Below are 21,583 nucleotides of genomic sequence, written 5' to 3' on the forward strand. Positions count from 1 at the left end.
AGATGAAGCAGGTAGGGTTTAAAAATAACTTCCATAAGCGTTCCAGCCTGTTTAGTAAGATGTTGGAATTTATGAGGTCCTTGATGGATATTATTTTTCTTCATAGTATGTTATGTTATAATGTAGATACGATATGAAAAAATTAAGATATCTATTTAAATTTTGTAAATGTCACTTTGTGTGAACATGAGTGAATTTGAGTTTAGAGAATAATAGGAGATGGTTTACAATGATAAGTTTAGAGTTGATGTCTGAAGAAAATAGCATAGATGTTTATTCTTTTGAAAAAGAAAATAGAGAGTATTTTGAGCTAAGTTTACCTCCTAGACCAGCTCACTATTTTGATTCAGAAAGTTTTAAAGAAATTACAAGGGAATTGTTAAGAGAACAAGAGAATCATGATGTCTACATGCATCTTATTAGAGATGCACAAGGTGTTATGGTTGGAAGAATCAATTTAAGTGTTTTAGGGAAGGATAGAAAAACAGCAGAACTTGGATATAGGATTGGAGAAAATGTTACCAATTTAGGTTATGCAAGTGAAGCGGTTAAACTCGTTTTAGAAAAGGCCTTTACTACTTATGGTTTACATAAGATTATCGCAGGGACGGCAACGGACAATCTGGCCTCTCAGAGAGTGCTTTTAAAAAATGGTTTTACCTTTAGTAAAATCATAGAAAATGACTTTCAAATGCATAACGAGTGGATTCATACGGCAGTATTTGAGATAAGGAATCTATAGCAGCATCATTACCAGTTTACTAATAGAAAAAATGGCCTTGTCAATCTTGACAGACATTCAAGAATTTTCTCTTGGATGTCTTTTTTGTCTAAAAATCAAGAGTTTGTTCAAAAGTTTCCCACTAGACATTCGTCTGCTTTTTTTATATAATAAAACTAAACCAAAATGGTTGAATTCTAAAACGAAGTCAACCTAGGATGAAAGATAACACTAGGAGGTAAATCATGTACCAACCAGAAAAACTCAAGGCTAGGAGAAAAGAGTTAAAGCTAACACAGAAAGAGATTGCAGAGAAGCTTGGCACTAGTTTTCAGGCTTATTCGGCCTGGGAACGTGGAGTCAAGGAGCCTTCTAAAGAAAAGGTTAGCCAGCTAGAAGATCTTTTAAAAGTACCAAAAGGCTATTTCACCCAAATCGAAATTGTCCGTCTTTATAATAGCCTCTCTAAACAAGGAAAAGAGAAGGTAGTGGTCTATGCTCGCGATCTGGCTCAAGAAGAACAAGCCAAGAAGGTGACGCTTATTTCAGAAAAACTCTACGAGTATCATGTCTATGAACGCATGTCAGCGGGGATTGGGGCTTCGGTTTATGATGATCGAAACTTTGATACGGTTTATTTCAATGAAGAACTGGCTCATGATTTTGCTTCCTGGGTGTCTGGGGATTCTATGGAGCCCAAATATCAAAATGGTTCCGTGGCTCTGATTCGAGAGACCGGATTTGATTATGATGGTGCTGTCTATGCAGTGGTTTGCAATAACCAGACCTATATCAAACGAGTCTATCGAGAAGAGGATGGTTTGCGTTTGGTCTCCATCAATCCTAAATACAAGGATATTCACATTTCTTACGAAGAAGATCCGCGGATTGTGGGAATTATCGTAGGTAATTTTGTACCGATGGAGGGATAGTCTATGGGCTACTTTGATTATTCCAGAGAGCCCAAAAGTGATATTGCCTTTGTCGATATGAAGTCCTTTTATGCCAGTGTTGAGTGTGTGGAAAGAGGACTCCATCCCCTTAAAACCTCCCTTTGTGTTATGAGTCGGGCGGATAATTCTGTTGGGCTTATTCTTGCCTCCTCGCCTATGTTTAAAAAGGTTTTTGGGAAAGCAAATGTAGGCCGTGCCTATGACCTGCCCTTTGATATCATGACGCGTAAATTTTCCTACTATAATGCCAAGAAACAAGGCTTACGGACAGATCCGGACTATGTGAAATTTATCGAAGATTGGGCTCGGGTGACCGTCATTGTCCCTCCTCGGATGGATAAGTATATCGCAGTCAACATGGAAATTCAGCGCATTTTCCAGAATTACGGCAGTCCAGATGATATTTATCCTTATTCAATTGATGAAGGCTTTATTGATCTAACCAGTTCGATTAATTATTTTGTCCCAGACCAGCAGATTTCTCGCAAAGATAAGCTAGATATGCTTTCGGCTCGTATCCAGAGAGATATCTGGCGGCAGACCGGGATTTACTCGACAGTCGGTATGTCCAATGCCAATCCCCTGCTTGCTAAGTTAGCCTTGGATAATGAAGCCAAGCACACACCGACCATGCGAGCCAATTGGTCTTATCAGGATGTGGAAGATAAGGTCTGGAACATTTCTAAGATGACTGACTTTTGGGGGATAGGGCACCGGATGGAGAAGCGCTTGAATAGTTTGGGAATCTATTCAATTAAGGAATTAGCCAATAGCAATCCTGATGACCTGAAGAAGGAACTCGGCCAAGCTGGACTTCGCTTGTGGTTTCATGCCAATGGAATTGATGAGAGTAATGTTCACAAGCCTTATAAGCCAAAATCTCACGGCTTGGGCAATTCGCAAATTTTACCGAGAGACTACGTTAAGAAGCGAGATATCGAAATTATTCTTCGAGAGATGGCTGAGCAGGTGGCTATCAGACTTCGACGGGCCAGGAAGAAGACGACAGTGGTGTCTATCCATCTTGGATTTTCAAAGCAGGAACAAAAACGCTCCATCCATACCCAGATGAAGGTTGAGCCGACCAATAATACCAGTCTTTTGGTCAGCTATGTGTTGAAACTATTTCATAGCAAATACACTTCAGGAGCTGTCAGGAGTGTTGCCGTTAGTTATTCAGGATTTGTAGACGAATCCTTTGGCTTGATTTCCCTTTTTGATGATGTAGATAAGCTAGAAAAAGAAGAAAGGCTCCAGACTACCATTGATTCCATTCGAGAGCAATTCGGCTTTACTTCTCTCTTGAAGGCGACTGCTTTAGAGGATGCATCGAGAAGTATTGCCAGAAGCAAGCTCATCGGAGGGCACTCTGCTGGAGGATTAGATGGACTAAAATGATTGATCGCTCTTATTTGCCCTTCCAATCCGCGAGGGACTATCAAGATCCAGGCATGCAGAAGTGGATGGGCTTTTTCCTATCGGAGCATACCAGCTCACTCAGTGAAGAAAAAAATCGTGTTGATTTGTCGACCGATTTGAATCCAGTCGAAAAGTTGTTGTTACTTTCCCAGTTCTATGTTGGGGGACTAAAAGGCTCTTTTGTGGTCAAGGAGAAAAATCATAAAAGCACCATATTGGGTGAAGTAAGAGAATTATCTCCCGAGGAAATCTCTCTTAGAACTGATGAAGGCTATCGATTAATAAGGGTAGATGATATTCTCACAATCCAACTTTGTCAGGAGGAAGTCTATGACTAGAAAAGAGCTCTATGAAAACAAATTGCAGATGGATTATTTTTCGGACGACTATATTCGTTTTGAGGAAGATTTTCAAAAATACTCTGCCATGAATGTACCCCTGACTTTTCTGATTGACGACATTCTGCGAACCATGGCTATCAATCAAAAGGACTACTTTGTCTTGAATAAGGAAAATGCCAAGGATGGCAGGGAACATCGATTTTATTTTAGGGTGAGGATGGAAAAAGATTGTCCACGGACTCGAACCTATGCCTATCTGGGACTCAGGCAAAATCCTCAGTAAAGATTCTAGTTGTAGATATATTTTATTGCAACAATAATGCTGTGTCCAACCATTCAAGAGCTATTTCTTGAATGGTTTTTTGTTTGTGGTTTAAAAGCGATTGAACTATACCAATTTTTATTCTTGACAAGTAAAAGAAACAATTATATACTGTTTTCACTGATTCTAAAAACAGAAAATCAGACTATACCAATTTCGATAAGGGGAAAGCACAGCTTGTCTGTGTCGTATATACTATGTGTGGAATTGTTGGTGTTGTTGGAAACACAAATGCAACTGATATTTTGATTCAAGGGCTTGAAAAGCTCGAATACCGTGGTTATGATTCTGCGGGGATTTTTGTCCTAGGTGGCGCTGAAAACCATCTAGTCAAGGCTGTTGGTCGTATTGCAGAATTGTCTGCTAAAACTGCAGGTGTTGAGGGAACAACTGGTATCGGACATACTCGTTGGGCTACTCACGGAAAACCAACGGAAGACAACGCTCACCCACACCGATCTGAGACTGGACGTTTTGTCTTGGTCCACAACGGGGTGATTGAAAACTACCTTGAAATCAAGGAAGAATACCTTGCGGGACACCACTTCAAGGGACAAACAGATACGGAAATCGCCGTACATTTGATTGGGAAATTTGCCGAAGAAGACGGCTTATCAGTTCTCGAAGCCTTCAAAAAAGCCCTTCACATCATTCGTGGTTCTTATGCCTTTGCCTTGATCGACTCTGAAAATCCAGATGTCATCTATGTAGCCAAGAATAAATCACCACTTTTGATTGGTCTTGGAGATGGCTACAACATGGTCTGCTCTGATGCTATGGCTATGATTCGTGAAACCAACCAATACATGGAAATTCATGACCAAGAGTTGGTTATCGTCAAGGCTGATAGCGTCGAAGTGCAAGACTATGATGGCAATCGTCGTGAGCGTGCTAGCTACACTGCTGAACTTGACTTGTCAGATATCGGAAAGGGAACTTACCCTTACTACATGCTCAAGGAAATCGATGAGCAACCAACGGTGATGCGTAAACTGATCCAAGCCTACACAGATGAGGCTGGTCAAGTAGTGGTAGACCCAGACATCATCAAGGCTGTTCAAGAGGCTGACCGCATTTACATCCTTGCAGCTGGAACATCTTACCACGCAGGATTTGCTTCTAAGAAGATGTTGGAAGAATTGACAGATACACCAGTTGAACTTGGAATCTCCTCTGAGTGGGGCTATGGGATGCCACTTCTCAGCCAGAAGCCGCTTTTCATCTTTATCAGTCAGTCTGGTGAAACAGCTGATAGCCGTCAGGTTTTGGTTAAGGCTAATGAAATGGGTATCCCAAGCTTGACAGTGACAAACGTACCAGGATCAACTCTTTCTCGTGAAGCTAACCATACTATGTTGCTTCATGCAGGTCCTGAAATTGCTGTAGCATCAACCAAGGCCTATACGGCACAAATCGCAGTTCTTGCCTTCCTGGCAAAAGCAGTCGGTGAAGCAAATGGCAACGAAAAAGCGCAAGCCTTTGACCTTGTTCATGAGTTGTCTATCGTGGCTCAGTCTATCGAATCAACCCTTTCAGAAAAAGAATTGATTGATAGCAAGGTTCGTGAGCTTCTTGAAACAACACGCAATGCCTTTTACATCGGACGTGGTCAAGATTACTATGTAGCCATGGAAGCCAGTCTCAAACTCAAAGAGATTTCTTACATTCAATGTGAAGGCTTTGCGGCAGGGGAACTCAAACACGGAACTATTGCCTTGATTGAGGATGGAACCCCTGTTTTGGCCCTCTTGTCAGACCCAGTTCTTGCTAACCACACTCGTGGGAATATCCAAGAAGTTGCTGCCCGTGGCGCTAAGGTACTCACCATCGCAGAAGAGAATGTTGCCAAAGATACAGATGACATCGTCCTTACGACCGTACACCCTTACCTCTCACCAATCTCAATGGTCGTGCCAACTCAATTGGTCGCTTACTTTGCAACCCTCCACCGTGGACTTGATGTGGATAAACCACGTAATCTTGCCAAGTCTGTAACAGTAGAATAAGGAAGTCCTGCTCCTAAACTCCAACTTTTCTTGTCAACCTAGCAAAATCTTGTTATACTATAGAAAAGTAGTAAATAGTGAAGTATAAGGAAATTGGAGCGGAAATGAAAAAGGGGAAAATTTCATCTATCATAGGACTCCTGTTTGCCAGTTCATTTTTGATTCGAACTGTCGTGATTCATCAAATGAGAGCTTCAAAGAAACAAGAGAGTGAAAAGATTGCTGCAGTTCAGGAATTTATCAAATCCCAAGAACAGGCAGAGTCAGACAAACAAAAGGATACTTTTAAAAGTATTCTTGGGAATGGATCAGGAACTTCTGAACCAGGACCTAGCTACGACAAAACCATATTTGTGAATCAACAATACGATATTGGTGTTCGAGATGGAGCCTATTATCTACTGACACTCAGTAGCAACAAAGAACTCTTGCTAGAAGGGGTCGATGACGCCTATGCCTTGGCTGTTAAGAATGAAGATAAAAACAAACAAGAAGTTGCTATGGTTGTTCATAAAGACGGAGCTTGGCATATTATAAATGGTGAAGGGGAAGTTACAACAACCCTTGACCGACAATATATAACAGCTCATACCAAGCTTGTGATTAAGAATAAGACTGTTGATTTTGAATAATGTGATTGGCTCATGGTTCTTGAGAAAAACAGAGATTCATAAAAACCTCCTAGATGTTTTCTAGGAGGTTTTTAAAATTATAAATCTTGCATGGAAATCTTATTGAGTTCGTTGACAACTTGCAGGATAGATAGTCGGCTAATGTTCATGATTCGCTTATTATCGATTTCTTTAATATCAAAATTAGTGATAATAGCGTCATAGTCACTTTGCCTAATTTCTTCGATATTTAGGGTTTCTTTATCCCAAGTTTCATACTGGATGTTATTTGAAGTATGGAATTCGTAGAGAGATATCAAAAATTCTGGATGAGCAAAGTCATACTCACTGAGAACTAAGACTTTGACTTTCTTTTTATGTTCAAATAATTGATCTGTAAGCCCCTCTGCGTGAGTAAATAGGGTGTAAATCAGGTGAGAAAGAGCAGGTATCTTCTCCTTTTGTCCCATAATATTCTTATAGCGCATCATTTCAAAGACTGTTGCTTCATAAAAATTAGGGAAGAATTTTTTAATCTTTCCAAGTGTATAGTCTTTATTTTGTGAAATGATCGATTCGGAGTTGATTTCTCTTCGCTCGAGTAAGGCAGTATTGTGCAAGTTCCAAATTAAAGTATCCGTATTTGAAAATTGGACGCCAAATTTTCGAGTTAAGTTGTCCAGAATGTCTCGTGCAGCATGATAGGACAAATTAACTTTTTCGTCAGATTGACGAGCAGCTAGAAAGTCTTCGACTGTGAAGAAGAGGCTAGGTTCAGCAAATGGACTGAAGATTTGATAGAGATTTTCCGGATTGATATCAATGTTAAGTCCTTGGGCCAATTCTTGTAACTGATGCTGAAAATCGGGTAGTTGGTCGAAAATAGGATTTAACCAGGAAATATTTTGTTTCGATAACTGAACGAAATATCCTCTCTTCATTCGGTGCAAATCGACTGTAGCCTGCGTTCTGATTTGGTAAAGATTTTGATATTTTGCAGGGAATTTCGCCAAATTGATGAAGAAAGAGACAAAATCATTTATATTTTCTTCCTTAACCTCCTCAAAGGGCCAGTCCAGAAAATTATAAGCTTCGTGGAAAAATTGGGAGAAGAAAAATCGAATATCTTTTTCATCTCCAATAATAGAGATTGGGGTTACCTTGAGCTTAAAGCGGTAAGTTCCATCAAGTGTCTTATTGATATCCGCAATTTTCTTTCTCAAAGAAGGAAGGGAAATATCCAGAAATTCGGCAAGATGCTCATAGGTAAAGGGGCTGTCCAACAGGAAAAATGCTTTTAAAATTTGAAAATACTCAGACGTCTGTAAAAAATATTGGTAAATTCGCTCGATGCCATTATTTTTCGTATTCACCATCATAATCCCCGCAGTTGAGTGTCGAATATCAAAATCAGGAAAGATTTCACGTAATTCTTTGATATCACTTTTAATGATGCGAGCATTGTGTCCAATGGTTTTAGATAAATCATCTAGGTAAATCCAGTCAGGATTTTCAAACAAATATTCTAAAATCTTTAATTGTCTCTGCTCTTTTTGGCTGAGTAATTCTCTCATTTTTAATAAACTCCCGAAGTAATGTTAGAATAATTTAGAAAAGAAGATAGTCGGAAATCGTCAGAATCATAAAATAAAGTCACCCCTTAAGAGAGATTCGAAATCTATCGAAGAGGGGTGATACTTGATAAGAAGTTCTTACTAGTTTTCAATCTACTTACGATATAAACGGTCGTATTGGTAGTAGGGATCAAAGGTTACGTTAATTCCCAATTTACGGAGAACATTCTTATCTTCGTCCGTTAAGATGATCGTAGAATGAGCTTCGCTACCTTTGAGATTTCCGAGTTCTTTCATAGCACGGTCTGCATCAGGATTCTGCATAGCTGTAATTGCAAGAGCGATGAGAATCTCGTTAGAATGAAGACGTGGATTGCGACTGCCTAAGTGATTGATTTTCAAACCTTGGATTGGTTTCACCACTTCTGGTTCAATTAATTTTGTTTCGGCATCGATGTTAGCTGACTTTTTAATAGCATTGATCAAAGCAGCAGCTGTTGGACCAAAGAGTTCCGAGTTCTTACCAGTGACAATTTCACCAGAAGGTAACTCAAGTGCTAGAGCAGGTCCATCTGTTTCTTCAGCTTTTTGTCGAGCAGCAACAGCAACCTTACGGTCAGCTGGCGTGATGCCGAGATCATTCATGAGAAGTTCGATTTTCTTGACAGCAGACTCAGCAACTTTTTCGGCTTTAAAATCGAGAACGGTTTGGTAGTAGCGACGAATAATTTCTTGTTTTGATGCTTCAACTGCAGCGTCGTTATCAGTGATTGCAAAACCAACCATATTTACACCCATGTCAGTTGGAGATGCATAAGGAGATTCACCCAAGATACGTTCGAGCATACGCTTAAGGACAGGGAAAATCTCGATATCGCGGTTGTAGTTGACAGTTGTTTCTCCGTAAGTTTGGAGATGGAATGGGTCAATCATATTAACGTCATCTAGGTCTGCTGTTGCCGCTTCATAAGCTAAGTTGACTGGATGATGGAGAGGAAGGTTCCAAACTGGGAAGGTTTCAAACTTAGCATAACCAGATTTGATGCCATTCAGTTGGTCGTGGTACATGTTGGACATACAAGTTGCCAACTTACCTGAACCAGGTCCAGGAGCAGTCACGACAATTAAATTGCGACTCGTTTTGATATAGTCGTTTTTCCCCATACCTTCAGGAGAGATGATATGGTCCATATCTGTCGGATAACCCTTGATTGGGTAGTGGAGATAAGAGTCAATCCCATTTTTAGCTAATTGGTTACGGAAGGCATCTGCCGCTGGTTGACCAGCGTATTGAGTGATAACGACAGAGCCAACAAAGATACCAAGCTCGTTGAATTTATCAATCAAACGAAGTACTTCTTGGTCGTAAGAAATACCCAAGTCACCACGAGCTTTTGAGTGTTCGATATTGCTAGCGTTAATGGCAATCACAACCTCAACTTGTTCTTTCAACTCTTGCAAAAGTTTGATTTTGTTATCTGGTTCATAACCAGGAAGAACACGAGCAGCGTGGAAGTCCTCCAACATCTTACCCCCAAACTCTAAGTAAAGCTTGCCGTCAAACTGGTTAATGCGTTCCAAAATATGGTCGCGTTGTAGATTCAAATATTGTTCAGAACTAAAAGCTTGTTTTTTCATTTTTTTACCTCTATTTTCTATTATATAAAAAAAATAAAAGATAAGAAACTAGAGAGTCACAAAAGTAAGAAAAAAGATAAAGCAAACGCTTGCATAAAATTATGAAAAGCGCTATCATAGACCATAGATTATTAAAATAATGAGGTGAAAAGATGCAAGAAAAATGGTGGCACAATGCCGTAGTCTATCAAGTCTACCCTAAAAGTTTTAAGGATAGTAATGGGGATGGAATTGGTGATTTGCCTGGAATTACTAGCAAGTTAGATTATTTAGCTAAGCTTGGGATTACAGCAATTTGGCTTTCACCAGTTTACGATAGCCCTATGGATGACAATGGTTATGATATTGCCAATTATCAAGACATTGCTTCTATCTTTGGAACCATGGAAGACATGGACGAGCTGATTGCTGAAGCTAAAAAAAGAGATATTCGAATCATTATGGATTTGGTTGTCAATCATACATCCGATGAGCATGCTTGGTTTATCGAGGCGCGTGAAAATCCTCAAAGTCCAGAACGTGACTACTATATCTGGAGAGACCAGCCTAATGATTTGACGTCGGCTTTTAGTGGATCTGCTTGGGAATATGATGAAAAATCTGGTCAATACTATCTACACTTTTTCAGTAAGAAACAGCCTGATCTCAACTGGGAAAATGAAGAGCTACGCCGAAAAATTTATGAAATGATAAACTTCTGGATTGACAAAGGTATCGGTGGTTTCCGTATGGACGTCATTGACATGATTGGGAAGGTTCCTGACCAGAAAGTTGTCAACAATGGTCCTATGCTCCATCCCTATCTCAAGGAAATGAATCAGGCGACCTTTGGCAATAAAGATTTATTGACAGTAGGGGAGACTTGGGGAGCAAATCCAGAAGAAGCTAAACGTTATTCGAATCCAGAAGGTCAAGAGCTGTCTATGGTCTTCCAGTTTGAACACATCTGTCTTCAGTATCGGGAAGGGAAACCTAAGTGGCAGTACCAAAAAGAGTTAAATGTTGGAAAGTTAAAAGAAATTTTCAACAAATGGCAGACAGAATTAGGAGTTGAAGAGGGCTGGAATTCCCTATTTTGGAATAACCACGACCTTCCACGAATCGTTTCTATCTGGGGCGATGAAGGCCAATACCATGAGAAGTCAGCCAAGGCTTTTGCGATTTTACTTCACTTGATGAGAGGAACACCCTATATCTATCAAGGTGAAGAAATCGGTATGACCAATTTCCCATTTGAAAGCTTGGAGCAAGTTGAAGATATTGAGTCGCTCAACTACGCCAAAGAAGCGCTTGAGCAAGGCGTTCCACTCGAGCAAATTATGGACAGTATTCGTACAGTAGGGCGAGACAATGCCCGTACCCCAATGCAATGGGATGCTAGCGACTATGCTGGATTTTCAAATGTGAAGCCTTGGTTGGGAGTTAATCCAAACTATGCGAAGATAAATGTAGAAGAGGCTTTAGCAAATCCAGATTCTATCTTTTATACCTATCAAAAACTAGTCCAACTTCGCAAAGAAAACAGCTGGTTGGTTCAAGCTGACTTTGAATTATTAGAAACAGCTGAGAAAATCTTTTCCTATATTCGCAAGGATGGGAAACGCCGTTTCCTAGTAGTCGTTAACCTCTCAAATCAAGAACAAGAATTTCACTTTGATGGAGTTCTAAAATCAATCTTAGTTGCGAATACCGAGGTTCAAGAAAAACTCGAACAACTAAGACTAGCCCCTTGGGATGCATTCTGTGTCGAATTAGACAATTAAACCTAAAAACTCAAGTATCTAAGATGCTTGAGTTTTTTCTAAAATAAGTGTAGAAATTTCTTTAAAAAATATTATTTTGAATTTTCTAAAAAATGCCATGAAAACCCTTGCTTTTATAAAAAAATAGGGTATAATGGTGAAAAATAGTATTTTAAAGGAGAATACCGATGAAATCGAAAAAGTTGCTCGCAGTAGCAGGGATAACGATGAGTGCAGCTCTTCTTTTAGCAGCTTGTAGCAAGACTGAGAAAAAAGCAGATGCTCCTACAACATTTTCATATGTATATGCCATTGATCCAACAACATTGGACTATAGCGTAACTAGTAAAAGTTCGACATCAGACGTCATCGCTAACCTGGTCGACGGACTCTTGGAAAATGACAAATACGGGAACTTGATTCCATCTCTTGCTGAAGATTGGTCGGTTTCACAGGATGGTTTGACCTATACCTACAAGCTACGCAAAGGTGTCAAATGGTATACTTCTGAAGGTGAAGAGTACGCCGAGGTCAAGGCTCAAGACTTTGTGACTGGTTTGAAGCATGCTGCTGATGGCAAGTCAGATGGCCTAACACTTATCCAAGACTCTATCAAAGGTTTGGCAGAGTACGTTAGCGGTGAAACAAATGACTTCTCAACAGTTGGAGTCAAAGCAGTTGACGACTACACTGTTCAATACACCTTGAACCAACCAGAAAGCTTCTGGAATTCCAAGGTAACAACAGCGACTATGCTCCCAGTCAATGAAGAGTTCTTAAATTCTCAAGGGAAAGATTATGGTGCAGCTGCACCTTCAGGGATTCTCTATAATGGGCCATATATTTTGAAGAACTTCACTTCAAAATCAGTCATTGAGTACGAAAAGAACCCAAATTATTGGGACAAAGACAATGTTAAGATTGACCACGTCAAGCTTACTTTCTACGATGGTTCTGACCAAGAATCATTGATTCGTAGCTTTGCATCAGGGGCCTATACAACAGCACGCCTTTTCCCAACTAGTTCAAGCTTTGATTCAACTAAGAAAGAATACGGCGATAAAATTGTTTATAGCCCGCAAGAAGCGACTAGCTATTACTTTACCTTCAACGTAAATCGTCAGTCTTACAATAAAACAGCCAAGACAGACGAAGCGCAAAAGACTTCTACAAAAGAAGCACTTCTCAATAAAAACTTCCGCCAGGCAATCAACTTTGCCCTTGACCGTCATTCATACTCTGCGCAGATGAATGGTGAAGAGGGTGCAGACAAGATTATCCGTACCAGTCTTGTACCTTATGACTTTGTTCAGGTTGGTGAAAAGACCTTCGGTGAATTGGCGCAAGAACAATTGGTAACATACGGAGATCAATGGAAAGATGTTGCTTTGACAGATGGTAAGGATACTCTTTACAATCCAACAAAAGCAAAGGCCGCCCTTGAAAAAGCAAAAACAGAATTGCAAGCCAAAGGTGTAACCTTCCCAATCCATTTGGATATTCCAGTTGAACAAACTGATGTTATTGCTGTGCAACAAACCAACTCTCTCAAACAGTCTGTCGAAGCAGCACTTGGAAGTGAAAATGTTGTTATCGATGTACTTCAAATGACTGACAATGAGAAAATGAGTATCACATCTCAAGCCAAAGTGCCTTCTCAAAAAGACTACGATTTGAACGGAACTGGTTGGGGACCAGACTATCAAGACCCAGCAACCTACCTCAATATCTTAGATGCTAAGAAGGGTTCTGCTCTTAAACACTTGGGTATTACAAAAGGTAAAGATCCAGAAGTCATGGCTCAAGTTGGACTTGATGAGTATAAGAAACTCTTGGATGATGCAGCATCAGAAACAAGTGATCTTAACAAACGCTATGAAAAATATGCCAAAGCACAAGCTTGGGTATCAGATAGCTCACTTCTTATCCCTGTAGCTTCTTCAGGTGGTTCTCCGACAGTTAGCCGTACAGTGCCATTCACAAAAGCTTACTCTCAAGTTGGTATCAAGGGAGATCCATTTGTATTCAAAGGCTTAGAATTGCAAAATGATATTGTAACTGCTAAAGAATACGAAGAAGCTCTCAAGAAATGGCAAAAAGAAAAAATCGAAACAAATGCCAAATACCAAAAAGAGCTGGCAAATCACGTTAAATAATCTGTACAATACTGAAAGAAATCCAGTTTTTATGCTGGGTTTCTTTCTTTTTTTCATCTTAGTGACGGGTAGCAAAAAATTAAATAACTTTACTTTTAGGATAAAATTTGATAAAATCATCTTATGTTATAAAACCTAACATATAAGGAGAAGTTGAATCATGAAACTCAAAAAACGATTGATTGGAGCGGGGTTGACACTTGCTGCTGCGGTCTTATTGACTGCATGTGGGAAATCCGCAACAGATGCTAAAACCTACTCGTCAACATTTGGTGCAGATCCAACAACCTTCAACTACCTTTTGGATTATTCTGGTGACAATACTAGTGTGATTACCAACTTAGTAGATGGTTTGCTTGAAAATGACAATTATGGGAATCTCATTCCTGCTCTTGCAGAAGATTGGAGTGTTTCGAAGGATGGTTTAACTTATACCTACAAACTTCGCCAGGATGCCAAGTGGTTTACAGCTGACGGGGAAGAATACGCTCCCCTTAAAGCACAAGACTTTGTAACTGGTATCAAATACGCTGCTGACAACAAGGGACAAGCTCTAGATTTGATTCAGAACTCTATCAAGGGTTTGGATGATTATGTAACAGGTGCTAATACTGACTTTTCAAATGTTGGTGTTAAAGCTATAGATGATTACACTGTCCAATATACTTTGACACGTCCAGAACCATTCTGGAACTCTAAAACAACTAATAGCATCCTCTTCCCAGTTAATGAAGAATTCCTAGCTTCTAAAGGTAAAGACTTCGGAACATTGAAACCTGATAGCATTCTTTATAGCGGACCATATTTGTTAAGAGATTTTACATCTAAGTCATCTATTGAGTATGTGAAGAATCCACATTATTATGATCAAGAAAAAGTAACGATTGAAAAGGTAAAATTGGCATACTTTGACGGTTCAGACCAAGACTTGACAATCCGTAACTTCGAAAGTGGTGCCTACTCATCTGCAGGTGTTTATCCAAACAGTTCGAACTTTGCGAAGACCAAGGAAAAATACAAGGACAACATCGTCTATAGCTTGCAAGATGCGACATCTTGGTACTACAACTTTAACGTTAACCGTGGTGCTTATAACCACACTGCGAAAACAAGCGACGATCAAAAACAGGCAACTCAAGCTGCAGTTTTGAATAAAAACTTCCGTCAGGCCATCAACTTTGCTATTGACCGTACAGCATACTCAGCTCAATCAAACGGTGAAGAAGCGGCTAAAAATACTCTTCGTAACACGCTTGTGCCACCAACTTTCGTGCAAGTAGGTGACAAGACTTTTGGTGAAACAGTTGCTTCAAAATTGGTCAACTATGGCACACAATGGTCAAATATGAATCTTGAAGATGCTCAAGACGGTTATTTTAATAAAGAAAAAGCGCAAGCTAAGTTCGTAGAAGCTAAAAAAGAATTAGAAGACCAAGGTGTAACTTTCCCAATTCATTTGGACTTGCCAGTGGATCAAGTTAATAAGACCTTGCTTGCAGGAACAAACTCAATCAAGCAATCAATCGAATCAACACTTGGTTCTGAAAATGTTGTGGTTGATGTTATCCAATTGTCTACGGATGATTATACAAATGCAACGGTTCAAGCACCAACTCCAGCAGATCATGATTATGATTTGAACTTGGATGGATGGTCAGCTGACTACCAAGATCCTTCAACTTACCTCAATCCTTTCAACGCTGAGGACGGATTCTACCTCAAGATTTTGGGACTTGATCCAAGCAAAGATGCAGGTAAGATTACTAGTCTAGGTTTGGACCAATATACTCAAAAATTAAAAACAGCAGATGCAGAAAATACAGATGTTGCTAAGCGCTATGAAAACTATGCAGATGCACAAGCTTGGTTGATTGATAGTTCTCTTCTAATCCCAGTTGTGTCAAATGGTGGTGGGGCTTCGGTGACACGCGTGACACCATTTACACGTGCTTACTCATTAGTTGGTATTAAAGGAACTGGAAGCAACTACAAGTATATGAGATTGCAAACAGAAGTGGTGACAACTGCTCAATTTGACGAAGCCAAAGCCAAATGGGAACAAGAACGTAAAAATTCAGTCGAAAGGAGTCAAAAAGAATTCGAAAGTCACGTTAAATAATAAAAAATAGAGCTTTTCAAAAGCTCTATTTTTTATTTTGATTGTGTTTTGAAAACATAAAAAGCATCAAAAACTATAGTAAATATAAAAAATGCAAATGCTTTCAAAAAAGTAAGCGCTCCCTTGACTAGTATTGATAGCCTTAAGAGGCAATTTATGATATAATTAAATTAAAATGTTTTGAAGAGGTGTTCCATGAAAAATAGGCGTATTAAAAAAGGTAAATCTAGTAAGTTTCAGCAGAGTTTAAATGTAGGTTTGCTGCTAATCTATGCTGTTCTTGCTTCTTTTTTATTGTTTCTGATTTTTAGATATCAGATTTTAGCAGTTAGCTATTTTAATGTTATCTTGGCAGCTGTTTTAGTTCTTATCGCTTTATTGTCTCTGTTGCTGATAGTCAAGCGAAAAGCCAAAATTTTTACCTTGATAGTGCTATTGCTATCGGTCTTATTTAGCTCTCTAGCTTTGGTAGCTGTAAATCGCTTTATCGGTATTGCCAATCAATTTAATGCAACGTCAAATTATTCAAGCTACACTATGAGTGTGGCGGTGCTAGCAGACAGTGAAATCAATAATGTTTCTCAGCTTTCCAGTGTAACTGCTCCAACAGGAACAGATGCAGAGAATATACAAAAATTGATAGATGATATTAAAACAACTCAAAGCAAGGAATTGGCAGTCGAGAAAGCTTCTTCTTACCTAGCGGCCTATAAGAGTTTGTTAGACGGAGAAACCAAAGCGATTGTCTTAAACAGCGTCTTTGAAAATCTGATTGAGCAGGAATACCCTGACTACGCTAAGAAGATCAAGAAAATCTATACAAAGGACTTGACTAAAAAAGTGGAAGCGCCTAAGGTAGCTACAGGAAATTCTTTCAATGTCTACATCAGTGGTATTGACACCTATGGTCCTATCAGTTCTGTTTCTCGTTCAGATGTCAATATCATCATGACAGTGAATCAAGATACTAAGAAGATTCTCTTGACGACGACTCCTCGAGATGCTTATGTCCCTATTGCTGATGGCGGAAACAACCAAAACGATAAGTTGACGCATGCAGGTATCTATGGTGTAGATGCTTCTATTCATACCTTAGAAAATCTTTATGGTATCGACTTGAACTACTATGCCCGTCTCAATTTCACTTCTTTCTTGAAATTGATTGACCTTCTCGGAGGCGTGGATGTCTATAACGACCAAGAGTTCACATCGCGTCACGGACAATACCATTTCCCAGTTGGCAATGTTCATTTAGATTCTGAGCAAGCTTTGGGATTTGTTCGTGAACGCTATTCGCTTGCTAATGGTGACGGTGATCGCGGTCGTAACCAACAAAAAGTCATTGCGGCTATTATCCAGAAATTGACTTCAGCGGAATCTCTGAAAAACTATGACAGCATTATTCAAAGCTTGCAGGATTCGATTCAGACTAATATGCCACCAGAAACAATGGTAAGTCTTGTTAATACTCAGTTGGCAAGCGGAGGGAAATATACAGTAACCAATCAAGATTTGAAAGGGACTGGTCGTATGGATCTTCCGTCTTACGCTATGCCAGATAGCAATCTTTACATGTTAGAAATCGACCCAACAAGCTTGGAAGCTGTTAAAACGGCCATTAAAGATACCATGGAAGGAAACTAAGATGATTGATATTCATTCACATATTGTTTTCGATGTTGACGATGGACCTAAAAATAAAGCTGAGAGCAAGGCCCTCCTTGAGGAAGCTTACGCACAAGGTGTACGTACTATTGTTTCGACCTCTCATCGTAGAAAAGGGATGTTTGAAACACCAGAAGACAAAATTGCAGCTAATTTTAGCGAAGTCAAACAGTTGGCTCAAGAAATTGCACCGGATTTGAATATCGTGTACGGAGCTGAGATTTACTTTTCTAGTGATGTTTTAGAAAAACTTGAACAAAACATCATCCCAAAACTCAATGGAAGTCGTTATGCTTTGATCGAGTTTAGCATGAATACACCCTACAGAGATATTCATAGCGCCTTGACCAAAGTTCTCATGTTAGGGATTACACCAGTAGTTGCTCATATTGAACGCTACCACACATTGGAAAACGATGAGAAAAAAGTAAGAGAGCTCATCAATATGGGCTGCTATATGCAGATTAATAGTTCGAGTGTCTTAAAACCGCGACTTTTCGGAGATACCTACAAGTTTATGAAAAAGCGTGCAAGGTATTTCTTGGACAAGGACTTAGTCCATGTAGTAGCTAGCGATATGCACAATTTAGAGAATCGCCCACCGTATATGAGAGAAGCTTATGAACTCATTGCTAAAAAATACGGAGCAGAAAAAGCTCGTGAACTGTTTGAAACAAACCCATCAAACATTATAAATGACCAACTAATTTAGGAGAAATGATGAAAGAACAAGAAAAATTTGAAATTGATGTATTTCAATTGGTAAAAGTGCTTTGGAAACGTAAATTCCTCATCGTCTTAACTGCAATAATAGCAGGCCTAGTAGCTTTTGCTTATAGCTCGTTTGTGATCAAACCTCAGTACACCAGTACTACCCGCATCTACGTTGTCAATCGTAACCAAGCAGATAAGCCAGGTTTGACAAACCAAGACTTACAGGCAGGTGCTTACCTGGTAAAAGACTACCGTGAGATTATTCTCTCGCAGGATGTTCTTGAAAAAGTAGTGGCTGATCAAAACTTAACGATGGATGCGAAAACTCTTGGGAAAAAAGTTTCAGTTACAGTCCCAGCAGATACGCGTATCGTATCCATCTCAGTTCGAGATAGTAAACCTGAGGAAGCGAGTCGTATCGCTAATGCACTCAGAGAAGTAGCTGCTCAGAAAATCATTTCTGTAACACGAGTGTCGGATGTAACCACACTTGAGGAAGCAAGACCAGCGACATCGCCATCTTCACCAAACATTCGTCGCAATACAATGATGGCCACTATAGCAGGTGTAGGATTCGTCACGGTTATCGTGCTTTTAGTTGAATTGTTGGATGATCGAGTGAAGCGTCCAGAAGATATCGAAGAAGTGATGCACATCTCACTTTTAGGTGTTATTCCAAATCTTGAGAAATTAAAATAAAGAGGGAAATATGGCAAAGTTAGAATTATCAGAACAACGATTACACTCTGTAAAAAAAGCTGAGGAGTATTATAACGCACTACGGACCAATATCCAGTTGAGTGGAGATGGCCTCAAAGTGATTGCCCTTTCGTCGGTTAGACCTGGAGAAGGGAAGTCGACCACTTCAACCAATATAGCTTGGGCTTTCGCGCGTGCAGGCTACAAGACGCTCCTTATTGATGCCGATATTCGTAATTCAGTTATGTCAGGTGTCTTTAAGTCTCGAGAAAAAATTACAGGTTTGACAGACTACTTATCAGGAACCAAAGATCTATCTCATGGTTTGTGTGAAACAAACGTAGAAAACTTGTTTGTCATTCAATCAGGTGCTGTCTCACCAAACCCAACTGCTCTTCTTCAAAGTGAAAAATTTGAAGCGATGATTGAGACTTTACGCAAATATTTTGACTATATCATTGTAGATACAGCCCCTATAGGAGTTGTCATTGATGCAGCGATTATCGTACAAAAATGTGATGCCTCTATCCTGGTGACTGAAGCTTCTGCAACAAAACGGAGAGAAGTTCAAAAAGCGAAAGATCAGTTAGAGCAAACAGGAACACCATTCTTAGGAGTTATTCTGAATAAATTTAATATTCAGCTTGAAAAATATGGTTCTTACGGATCATATGGGAACTACGGTTCCTACGGAAAGAAATAAGTAGGTAATAAGGGAGAAAAAAATGGAAGGAAGGGGTTTCTACAACGTAACTCTAGCGTTTATACAGAGTATACTGGTCAGTATATTAGCTTATATACTAATCTCTGTATCTGAAACAGAAATTGTTGCAAAAACGGTTTTTGTTCTGTATTTTCTTCATTTTGCAGCCTTCTATATCAGTGGCTACGGTAAGGATTTTTTTAAACGTAGTCAATCCGCCGAATTGATAGAAATAGTAAAATACATCATCTTTTTTGCATTGCTGATTAGTTTTTCTAGTTTTTTTCTGAAAAATCAATTTGTGATTTCTAGAAGGGGTATGATTTACTTCCTGTCTTTGTACGGAGTGTTTAATTATTTTCTGAGTTTTGTTATCAAAAAATATTGGGTCCATTTTAACCATAATTTAAAGGGAAGTCGTAAAATCATTTTGATTACTGCGACATCTCGAATTGAGAAAGTGATAGACCGCTTGTTGACTGCAAGTGATGTTGGCGGAAAACTTGTTGCTGTAAGTGTACTAGATAAACCGGATTTTAAACACAGTAAAGTAACGGTTATTCCTCGAGAAAACCTCATTAATTATGCAACTCATGAGGTAGTAGACGAAGTATTTGTAAACCTACCTAGTGAGGATTATGATATCGGTAGCATTATTTCACAATTTGAAACAATGGGAATTGATGTTACAGTCAATCTAAATGCCTTTGATAAAAATTTAGGTAGAAATAAGCAAATTCATGAGATGGCTGGTTTAAATGTAGTAACTTTTTCTACAAACTTATATAAACCGAGTCATATTATTGCCAAACGAATCATTGATATTTTAGGAGCAATTGTTGGGCTAATCATTTGTGGACTTGTAAGTATAGTCCTTGTTCCAATGATTCGAAAAGATGGTGGACCAGCAATCTTTTCTCAAACCCGAGTCGGTAAAAATGGTCGCTATTTCACTTTTTATAAGTTCCGATCTATGAGGGTAGATGCGGAAGAAATCAAGCAACAATTGATGGATCAAAATACCATGCAAGGTGGTATGTTTAAAATGGATAATGATCCTCGAGTTACAGAAATTGGACGCTTTATACGTAAAACTAGTATTGACGAGTTGCCACAGTTTTGGAACGTACTGATTGGGGACATGAGCTTAGTAGGGACTCGCCCTCCAACGGTTGATGAATACGAAAAATACACACCTGAACAAAAACGCCGATTGAGTTTTAAACCAGGCATTACTGGGCTATGGCAAATTAGTGGTAGAAGTGGAATTACCAACTTTGACGATGTTGTCAAACTAGATGTAGCTTATATCGATGATTGGACAATTTGGAAAGACTTCGAAATTTTATTAAAAACAGTAAAAGTAGTGTTGATGAGAGATGGAGCGAAATGATTCTATGAATAAAGTGAGAGAAATTCAATTAGGAGAGTTAACACTTTTAGAAAGTTATATCGATCTTTGTAAAAGACATGATTTGCGTTATTACGCCTTGGGTGGGACATTACTCGGTGCCATTCGTCATAAAGGATTTATCCCATGGGATGATGATATGGATTTAGGAATGCCTAGAAAAGATTATGAAAAATTCTTAACAATTTGTGAACAAGAGCTTCCTGAAAGTGTTATTTTAAGACTTCACGATGATAATCTAGGTAATACTTCGATTATGGATACTTCAATCCAAATTCAATTTGGTAATGAATGGTGTAGTCCTTTTATTGATATCTTTCCTTTAGATGGTTATCCAGAAGATGGAATCCATTACTGGTTGCATACGAATAAAATAAAATTCTATCGTGCTTTGTCTAAAATTTCTGTTATCGATCGTTTACATGAGAGAGATAGAGGCTCGTTCGAAAATGCGATTGTGAAAGTTTCAAAAGCCTTAAAACTAAATAAACTCTTAAACACTTCAAAAATTAATAAAAAATTACAAAGTATCATTAAACAATATGATTACGAGACTAGTACCATGGTTGGAAATGTCTTGGGTTCCTACCGTGAACGAGAACTCGCAAGAAAAGAAGTGTTCGGGGAACCGCAATTACTAGAGTTCGAAAACTTAAAAATTAGTTGTCATGCAAATCCCGATGAATATTTGACAAAAATATATGGTGACTACATGCAACTACCAAAAGAAGCTGAGCGTAAGGGCCATTTTGAGTCTACGTGGGGAGATTAAATTGAATAGTTTTGAAT

The 21,583-nt window shown here is 39.0% G+C and carries 18 protein-coding genes; 16 read left to right on the plus strand and 2 right to left on the minus strand.

The annotated features are described in order from the left end of the window. Positions 1-229: 229 nt before the first annotated feature. From KJR31_RS07350 to KJR31_RS07380, 7 genes are all read left to right on the plus strand, one after another. A complete protein-coding gene (locus KJR31_RS07350; RefSeq protein WP_214262748.1) occupies positions 230-742 on the plus strand; it encodes a GNAT family N-acetyltransferase in 513 nt (170 codons plus the stop codon). Positions 743-966: 224 nt separating this feature from the next. Beyond that, on the plus strand, positions 967-1,653 hold the full coding sequence (locus tag KJR31_RS07355; protein WP_214262749.1) for an XRE family transcriptional regulator: 687 nt from the start codon (positions 967-969) through the stop codon (positions 1,651-1,653). Between the two features lie 3 nt (positions 1,654-1,656). After that, positions 1,657-3,072: a Y-family DNA polymerase gene (locus KJR31_RS07360; RefSeq protein WP_214262750.1), complete on the plus strand. Its 1,416-nt coding sequence runs from the start codon at positions 1,657-1,659 to the stop codon at positions 3,070-3,072. Then, positions 3,069-3,431 (plus strand): hypothetical protein, encoded by a 363-nt coding sequence (locus KJR31_RS07365; protein WP_214262751.1) that lies wholly within the window; start codon positions 3,069-3,071, stop codon positions 3,429-3,431. The genes KJR31_RS07360 and KJR31_RS07365 overlap by 4 nt, the downstream gene beginning before the upstream one ends. Next, on the plus strand, positions 3,424-3,717 hold the full coding sequence (locus KJR31_RS07370; protein WP_214262752.1) for a DUF5960 family protein: 294 nt from the start codon (positions 3,424-3,426) through the stop codon (positions 3,715-3,717). The genes KJR31_RS07365 and KJR31_RS07370 overlap by 8 nt, the downstream gene beginning before the upstream one ends. Positions 3,718-3,953: 236 nt before the next feature. Next, positions 3,954-5,762: a glutamine--fructose-6-phosphate transaminase (isomerizing) gene (gene glmS, locus KJR31_RS07375; RefSeq protein WP_214262753.1), complete on the plus strand. Its 1,809-nt coding sequence runs from the start codon at positions 3,954-3,956 to the stop codon at positions 5,760-5,762. A 104-nt stretch (positions 5,763-5,866) separates the two neighbouring features. Next, positions 5,867-6,394, plus strand: coding sequence for a hypothetical protein (locus KJR31_RS07380; RefSeq protein WP_214262754.1), 528 nt, complete (start codon positions 5,867-5,869; stop codon positions 6,392-6,394). Between the two features lie 77 nt (positions 6,395-6,471). Here the strand turns inward: KJR31_RS07380 and KJR31_RS07385 are convergent, their stop codons facing one another. Together KJR31_RS07385 and KJR31_RS07390 are read right to left on the minus strand one after the other, a co-directional pair. After that, entirely contained in the window at positions 6,472-7,947 is a 1,476-nt protein-coding gene (locus tag KJR31_RS07385; protein WP_214262755.1) for a M protein trans-acting positive regulator PRD domain-containing protein, read from the minus strand. Positions 7,948-8,100: 153 nt separating this feature from the next. After that, complete coding sequence (locus tag KJR31_RS07390) at positions 8,101-9,585, minus strand: DUF1846 domain-containing protein (protein WP_214262756.1); 1,485 nt, start codon at positions 9,583-9,585, stop codon at positions 8,101-8,103. A gap of 152 nt (positions 9,586-9,737) precedes the next feature. On the opposite strand from KJR31_RS07390, the gene KJR31_RS07395 reads away from it, so the two are divergent. The 9 genes from KJR31_RS07395 (at position 9,738) to KJR31_RS07435 (ending at position 21,566) form a co-directional block, all read left to right on the plus strand. Then, positions 9,738-11,348: a glycoside hydrolase family 13 protein gene (locus KJR31_RS07395; RefSeq protein WP_214262757.1), complete on the plus strand. Its 1,611-nt coding sequence runs from the start codon at positions 9,738-9,740 to the stop codon at positions 11,346-11,348. Between the two features lie 167 nt (positions 11,349-11,515). Beyond that, positions 11,516-13,483, plus strand: coding sequence for a peptide ABC transporter substrate-binding protein (locus tag KJR31_RS07400; protein WP_214262758.1), 1,968 nt, complete (start codon positions 11,516-11,518; stop codon positions 13,481-13,483). Between the two features lie 160 nt (positions 13,484-13,643). Then, positions 13,644-15,602: a peptide ABC transporter substrate-binding protein gene (locus KJR31_RS07405; protein WP_214262759.1), complete on the plus strand. Its 1,959-nt coding sequence runs from the start codon at positions 13,644-13,646 to the stop codon at positions 15,600-15,602. Positions 15,603-15,797: 195 nt separating this feature from the next. Further along, positions 15,798-17,246, plus strand: coding sequence for an LCP family protein (locus KJR31_RS07410; protein WP_214262760.1), 1,449 nt, complete (start codon positions 15,798-15,800; stop codon positions 17,244-17,246). A 1-nt stretch (position 17,247) separates the two neighbouring features. Beyond that, positions 17,248-17,979 carry a capsular polysaccharide biosynthesis protein Cps4B gene (cps4B, locus tag KJR31_RS07415; protein ID WP_214262761.1) on the plus strand — a complete coding sequence of 244 codons (732 nt, stop codon included), beginning with the start codon at positions 17,248-17,250 and terminating at the stop codon, positions 17,977-17,979. Positions 17,980-17,987: 8 nt separating this feature from the next. Beyond that, positions 17,988-18,680: a capsular polysaccharide biosynthesis protein gene (locus KJR31_RS07420; RefSeq protein ID WP_214262762.1), complete on the plus strand. Its 693-nt coding sequence runs from the start codon at positions 17,988-17,990 to the stop codon at positions 18,678-18,680. A 10-nt stretch (positions 18,681-18,690) separates the two neighbouring features. Then, the gene (locus KJR31_RS07425; protein WP_024056818.1) at positions 18,691-19,383 is read left to right on the plus strand and encodes a tyrosine-protein kinase; all 693 of its coding nucleotides are present in this window, start codon (positions 18,691-18,693) and stop codon (positions 19,381-19,383) included. A 22-nt stretch (positions 19,384-19,405) separates the two neighbouring features. Next, the gene (locus KJR31_RS07430) at positions 19,406-20,776 is read left to right on the plus strand and encodes a sugar transferase (protein ID WP_195184123.1); all 1,371 of its coding nucleotides are present in this window, start codon (positions 19,406-19,408) and stop codon (positions 20,774-20,776) included. A 4-nt stretch (positions 20,777-20,780) separates the two neighbouring features. Continuing rightward, the gene (locus tag KJR31_RS07435; protein WP_214262790.1) at positions 20,781-21,566 is read left to right on the plus strand and encodes a LicD family protein; all 786 of its coding nucleotides are present in this window, start codon (positions 20,781-20,783) and stop codon (positions 21,564-21,566) included. Positions 21,567-21,583: the final 17 nt, after the last annotated feature.

This window comes from Streptococcus infantis (assembly GCF_018499575.1).
Taxonomy (GTDB): domain Bacteria; phylum Bacillota; class Bacilli; order Lactobacillales; family Streptococcaceae; genus Streptococcus; species Streptococcus infantis_K.